This is a genomic window from Gilliamella sp. Nev6-6 (assembly GCF_001690605.1).
In the GTDB taxonomy this organism is placed as follows: domain Bacteria; phylum Pseudomonadota; class Gammaproteobacteria; order Enterobacterales; family Orbaceae; genus Gilliamella; species Gilliamella apicola_C.
Genome location: NZ_LZHP01000058.1, coordinates 23,822 through 29,878 on the forward strand (window position 1 = coordinate 23,822; position 6,057 = coordinate 29,878).

Here is a 6,057-nt window from a genome sequence, read left to right on the forward strand (position 1 = left end):
GATGAATAAACAGGTTATTACTGAATCGACCAATACGATAGACACCAGTTTGGTTGAACCTAAGCCATTAACGCCTATGCGTGAGTTCTGGTTTTATTTTTCAAAAAATAAAGGCGCTGTCGTTGGATTAGCCTTTATTATTATTGTTGTTTTACTCGCTATTTTTGCTAATTTAGTTGCACCACATTCTCCTTCTGAACAATTTAGAGATGCCTTATTAGCGCCACCTGTTTGGATGAAAGATGGTAGCTGGCAATTTATTTTAGGAACAGATGATGTGGGGAGAGATATCTTATCGAGGCTCATTTATGGTGCCCGTTTATCTTTATTAGTTGGTTGCTTAGTCGTCATCATCTCATTGATTTTAGGAATTTCAGTGGGATTGATTGCGGGTTATGTAGGTGGCTTTTTAGACAACATCATTATGCGTGCTGTCGATATCATGCTTGCTTTACCCAGTTTACTGCTTGCACTTGTTTTAGTCGCAATATTTGGTCCATCGATTGTGAATGCTTCAATCGCATTAGCTTTTGTTGCGTTACCTCATTATATCCGTTTAACCCGCGGAGCAGCGCTTGCTGAAATTAATAAAGACTATGTGATTGCCTCCCGAGTTGCTGGGGCTGGTGCTTTACGGCAGATGTTTATAAATATTCTGCCAAACTGTTTAGCACCATTAATTGTGCAAGCTTCATTAGGATTTTCAAATGCGATTTTAGACATGGCCGCATTAGGTTTTTTAGGTATGGGTGCACAACCACCAACCCCTGAATGGGGAACAATGCTTGCTGACGTATTGCAATTTGCACAATCTGCATGGTGGGTAGTCACCTTTCCGGGCTTAGTAATTTTAATGACAGTGTTAGCTTTCAACTTAATGGGAGATGGTTTGCGAGACGCACTGGATCCTAAATTGAAGCAGTAATGGAGATACAGTCATGGCACTATTAGAAGTAAAAGAATTATCTGTTCAATTTGGTGGATTTAAAGCGGTAGACCACATTAGTTATGACGTTGAACAAGGGCAAGTTGTTGGCATTGTGGGTGAATCAGGCTCAGGAAAGTCAGTGAGTTCACTCGCCATAATGGGATTAATTGATTTTCCAGGTAAAGTCAATGCCAATGCATTATATTTTGATGGTAAAGACCTACAACAAATCTCAACCAAAATGCGTCGTAAAATTGTAGGTGCAGATGTGGCAATGATCTTTCAAGATCCGATGACGAGCTTAAACCCATGTTTTACCATAGGTTACCAAATCATTGAAACCTTGAAAATTCACCAAGGTGGCAATAAAAAAGCACTCAAAGCAAGAGCGATTGAATTGCTTAAATTAGTGGGTATTGCTGATGCAGAAAATCGATTAAATGTTTATCCGCATCAGTTATCTGGTGGAATGAGCCAACGCGTCATGATCGCAATAGCCATTGCATGTAACCCAAAGCTCTTAATTGCTGATGAACCAACAACTGCACTTGATGTTACAATTCAAGGGCAAATTATCGAGTTATTGCTAGAATTGCAACGCAAAAATAACATGGCATTAGTTCTTATTACACACGACTTAGCGTTAGTTTCTGAAGCGGCACAAAAAATTATTGTGATGTATGCTGGACAAGTTGTTGAAATAGGTGATGCTGAAATCATCTTTAAAAAACCATTACATCCTTACACACAAGCATTATTACGCTCGCTGCCAGAATTTACGCAAGACAAAGAACGATTAGCATCGTTATCGGGTGTCGTACCAGGAAAATATGATCGGCCAACAGGCTGTTTACTCAATCCGCGTTGTCCTTATGCTACCGAACGCTGTTATACCGAAGAACCCGCATTAATGAGTTATTCTGCAACTAGAAAAGTAAAATGCCATTATCCATTATCAAGCGAAGGGATACCACAATATGAACAATAATATGGAAAATAAACAATTACTGCTTGATGCCCGAAACCTGACAAAATATTATCATGTTAAAACGGGATTCTTTTCTGAAGCTAAACAAGTTAAAGCCGTTGACGGTGTATCTTTTACATTAGGTAAAGCCAAAACACTTGCGATTGTTGGTGAATCGGGTTGTGGTAAATCCTCATTAGCAAGATTATTGACCATGATCGAAAAACCCACATCAGGAGAACTTTATTTTAAAGATCAGAATCTATTGGATGATGACCTGCAAGCTCAAAAATTGCGTCGCCAAAAGATCCAAATTGTTTTCCAAAATCCATACTCATCACTCAATCCACGCAAAAAAATCGGTTCCATATTAGAAGAACCGCTAATTATCAATACCGATTTAACAGCCAATGATCGTAAAGCAAAAGTACTATCAATGATGAAAAAAGTTGGGTTAAAAGAAGAGTTTTATAATCGTTATCCACATATGTTTTCAGGAGGACAACGTCAACGCATTGCTATCGCAAGAGGTTTAATGCTTGATCCTGAAATAGTGGTTGCTGATGAACCCGTTTCAGCACTAGATGTTTCTGTGCGTGCACAAGTGCTAAATCTGATGATGGATCTACAGCAAGATCTAGGTTTATCTTATGTTTTTATTTCTCATGACCTTTCGGTTGTTGAACATATTGCTGATGACGTCATGGTGATGTATTTAGGGCGCTGCGTTGAACAAGGGCGGAAAGATGAAATCTATCGTAACCCTGAACATCCATACACTCAAGCGCTATTATCAGCAACACCAAGATTAAATCCAGATCTTAGACGAGATAGAATCAAATTAGAAGGGGAATTACCAAGTCCTCTTAATCCTCCTTTGGGTTGTGCTTTTAATGCTCGGTGCCGTTTAGCATTTCCACGTTGCACAATTGAACAACCGCAACTTATTAATTATAACGAACATAAAATTGCTTGTTTCTGTATAGAGGAAAAAAATAATCATGGATAATAAAAGTGACAGTTAATTCTGTCACTAAATTCTATAATAAACCTACTTATTGTATTTTTCTTACTTACATAGAAATTGCCGATTGTTATATGTGAATGCCAAATCGATTAAAAAATATTGCCTCAAACTTATTAAGTAATAATGCTGAGAGCTGGATGAGTAAAACAAGCTCAATCTTTAAAACTTTTTACTACGCAATTTATTCCACACTCAATACCTAGTGATACGGCAACATAAACATAATACAATAGTAAAAATTAAAAAATAGCAATTGATTATAAAAACAGCCCAAACTAACAAAGCTTGGGCTGTTTGCTTAATCACGCTTTAAACGTGATCCAAGGTTTAAGTTTTACCACAGACTGAATTAGATCAGCATTTTCTTGCGATTCGATTACTGGCGTAATCGGTTTATAGGCCGCAGGAGCTTCTTCACGTAGACGTTCCTCTTTTAAGGTAACACATTGCCATGGCAAATTAACCTTATCAGTCACCACTTTTTTGCTACGCATTGATTGCCGTCTTTCAGCTCTACCCGCACCATGCGAGCAAGACCATAACCAATCTGAATTCCCTTTACCAACCGCCACATAAGAGTAATCGCCCATCGAGCCGGGAATTAATACGATTTCCTCTTGGTTAGCTGGCGTTGCTCCTTTGCGGTGAATATTCATGCCATGCTCAGGTAAAATAATATTATGCGAAATATCCACGATTAACTGACTATTATCGTGTTTAAAAATCGCCATGAATTCTTTACGTATCAATTCCGTGATAACAATTCGGTTGATCCAAGCATAACGTGCTGCAACGCCCATAGCTTGCAAGTAATTTTGAGCATTATCATCGGCCAAACCAAATAATCCTGATGTTGGATATTTTTCGTTTACTGGCCATAATTCTTTGGCTTTATCTTGCCAACGCTTGCCAATATAAAATCCCACATCTCGTGAACCAGTATGAATCATTATCACAACAGCATCTTTCTTTAGCCCCATTTGATAAGCTAAGTATCGATCTAGGATTTCATCAACAATTTGTAACTCAACAAAATGGTTACCTGAACCAACGGTACCTAAGCTTGCTGGACGGATAATACTGCGTGACTCAAAAAAGGCCTCTGGCGCATATTTGCTATCGGCAGTGATTAACGTCTGTCCTGATATTTGATTAATTTCGGCAAATAATCGCTTAACATTAACCTCTTGCCACAAACCTTGTTGTGGTAATGCTGCAATCCATTCTGCGATTCCTTGATCAAACAACGCTTGAAAGGATTGTGGCGTAACAGGAACATCTCGCTCATCTTGCAATAATACACGTTTTAGTTGCGCAATAATTGTTGATTTTTGGCCATGCACTTGATCATAACTTAAGCCCGTTGTTAAAAGGCGCATACCACAGTTAATATCAGTGCCAATAGCTGCTGGAATAATTAAATCTTCCGTTGTTGCCACAATACTGCCCACTGGCACAATTGCACCTGGGTGAAAATCGGGAGTAGCTCGAGCGGCACACACGTGTCCTAAGCTATTAGGTACCTTGACCGATGCAAAATCCAGTAACTGCTTGACAGCTTTTTCTTCTAAAGGTAAAGCCTGCGGTAATAAAACTTGAGCGGTCGTATTTTGTTGATTAAAAGTATAAATATCATTATAAAAATGACTTTCAATCCCTAGTCGGGATAAACGTTTTTGTAAACGGGTAAATGTAGACATCATTGCCACCTAGAAAACAATAAAAAACGGTCTCCTCTGTTAAGAAGATAATTACTGTTTTCCTGCAGCAGCACGATTCAGGAAAGCGCATTTATTTTATACAAAAAATAACAAATTGTAAAGTTGTCAGTAATTATTAATTTTTTTGCAAATTAAACAACATCTTTTTGACTTAGTAAAGCCAATATAATTAAGTAATAACATACGTCTTTAGTCGAGGCCGAAAAGTTTTTCTTCTTATATCATAGTATTAACAGAAAAAGTAACTAATTTTAGTTTACCTATTATCTATTTGGTGTAAAAAAGATTCAATATAATCACAACAATTAGTTAAACCATATCGATTTAACGAATCATGTGCTTGATAGGCTTGATTATGTTATCTCACAATCTATTGTCGAAGGATATCTATTGAGTCGTTGAACTACCTTTTTTTATTTTTTCCAACTTGGAATAATACGAAAATCGGGTATCATACCTTCCTAGAAAAGTGGTTATAATGCATCGCAGTCGTTAAACTGTGGTGGTGCGAAGTAGCGAGTATAAATCACCTTTCTATTGTCTTCACTTCACCGAGTTTAAAATTGCACCTCATGTTTTAATCCAAGAAAATTACAATAAAAACCAAAATAGGTAAACTTGCATAAGCAATAAAAATATCTTTAAAAATAATATAAAAAGATATTATTTAATAATATTTTATATGGACATTGAGCCTAATGCCATTTAATATCCTGATCAAATTTTGTCTAGCATTTGAATAAAATTGATACGATAATAAGTTTTCCGATGAAAGTTTCTATAAAATATCTAGTAAGTTTAGCCTTTGTGATCTTACCCTTTACCTCTGTATTGGCTGAAGTTCACCCAATACAGGCACGGGGCGATCAGCAGTTGCCCCACCAGCAAGAACGACAAAAAGCACGACAAAATTGGCTTAGTTCTACCGCCCCCGCTATTCGTTTATTACCCCCCCGAACGTTACCACAAAAGGGATAGATTTTCCGACTGAAGCACCTTGTTTTAACATTGATCATGTAGCGTTAATGGAGCGAGACCAATTACCGTGGTTTATTCCATTAAAGAGACTGACATAACAGGTAGAGCGTGGCTGCTTGGAAGGTTAGGTAATTAGCTTATTGATGAGTAAACGGCAAGACCGCGGTCAGCTATGCCGTATTAGAACTACAGAGGCAATATCGAATAAAATCAAGAAATCAAGGATAAGGAATTAGCAATGAATAAGAAGTTATATCGAGTTATTTTTAACAAAAAGCGTAACATGCAGATGGTGGTTGCTGATATTGCTAAGACACCGATAGGCGGTGAAAAAAGCAACTCAACTTCAAGCCTAACCGCATTAAAATCACTTTTTGCCAATTTAAGTCCGATAACCTTTCTTATTTCTGTATCATTGGGTTTTGTCAGTATCAGT

General features: G+C 37.5%; 6 protein-coding genes. 5 read left to right on the top strand and 1 reads right to left on the bottom strand.

Annotation, left to right across the window (positions count from 1 at the left end):
• Position 1: 1 nt before the first annotated feature.
• Genes dppC through A9G42_RS07195 form a run of 3 tightly spaced genes read left to right on the top strand, consistent with a single transcriptional unit; the run spans position 2 to position 2,904 of the window.
• Positions 2-925, top strand: a complete 924-nt coding sequence (dppC, locus tag A9G42_RS07185) for a dipeptide ABC transporter permease DppC (RefSeq protein WP_065653064.1) — start codon at positions 2-4, stop codon at positions 923-925.
• 13 nt (positions 926-938) lie between these two features.
• Positions 939-1,916 carry a dipeptide ABC transporter ATP-binding protein gene (dppD, locus tag A9G42_RS07190; protein WP_065653065.1) on the top strand — a complete coding sequence of 326 codons (978 nt, stop codon included), beginning with the start codon at positions 939-941 and terminating at the stop codon, positions 1,914-1,916.
• Entirely contained in the window at positions 1,906-2,904 is a 999-nt protein-coding gene (locus A9G42_RS07195; protein ID WP_065653066.1) for a peptide ABC transporter ATP-binding protein, read from the top strand. Before dppD ends, A9G42_RS07195 begins: the two co-directional genes overlap by 11 nt.
• A gap of 320 nt (positions 2,905-3,224) precedes the next feature.
• Here A9G42_RS07195 and A9G42_RS07200 read toward each other — a convergent pair whose 3' ends face one another.
• On the bottom strand, positions 3,225-4,622 hold the full coding sequence (locus A9G42_RS07200; protein ID WP_065653067.1) for an RtcB family protein: 1,398 nt from the start codon (positions 4,620-4,622) through the stop codon (positions 3,225-3,227).
• Between the two features lie 789 nt (positions 4,623-5,411).
• On the opposite strand from A9G42_RS07200, the gene A9G42_RS13660 reads away from it, so the two are divergent.
• Positions 5,412-5,621 (top strand): hypothetical protein, encoded by a 210-nt coding sequence (locus A9G42_RS13660; protein WP_065652362.1) that lies wholly within the window; start codon positions 5,412-5,414, stop codon positions 5,619-5,621.
• A gap of 238 nt (positions 5,622-5,859) precedes the next feature.
• Positions 5,860-6,057: ESPR-type extended signal peptide-containing protein (locus tag A9G42_RS07205; RefSeq protein ID WP_218837730.1), on the top strand; the 198-nt coding region annotated here is incomplete at its 3' end.